Source organism: Streptomyces sp. URMC 126 (assembly GCF_051386555.1).
Lineage (GTDB): Bacteria > Actinomycetota > Actinomycetes > Streptomycetales > Streptomycetaceae > Streptomyces.
In genome coordinates this window covers 1-274 of the sequence record NZ_JBPQTX010000860.1, presented here as the reverse complement: position 1 = coordinate 274, position 274 = coordinate 1, and the positions used below count along the sequence as shown (strand labels likewise).

Below are 274 nucleotides of genomic sequence, written 5' to 3'. Positions count from 1 at the left end.
GACCACGAGGTTGCCCTGGGCCAGCGCGTAGATCTCGCCGTCGGCACCGCGCAGCGGCGTGGTCACCAGGGTGCCGCCCTTGAGCGACTTGGCATTGCCCACGGAGGAGACGACCACGTCGATGGTCTGGCCTGGCTGGGCAAAGGCCGGCAGCTCGGCGGTGACGATCACGGCCGCCACGTTCTTGAGCTGCAGCTGGCCCGCGTTGCCTGTGGCGGGCAGCGAGATGCCCATCTGCTCCAGGTAGTTGGCCAGGGCCTGCTTGGTGTAGGGC

Annotated in this window: 1 protein-coding gene; it reads right to left on the bottom strand. The window is 69.0% G+C overall.

Annotated features, from left to right (window positions below; translation table 11 throughout):
* The coding region (locus tag ACSNOK_RS34245; RefSeq protein WP_436784631.1) for a flagellar basal body P-ring protein FlgI at positions 1 to 274 on the bottom strand (274 nt) is incomplete at both ends.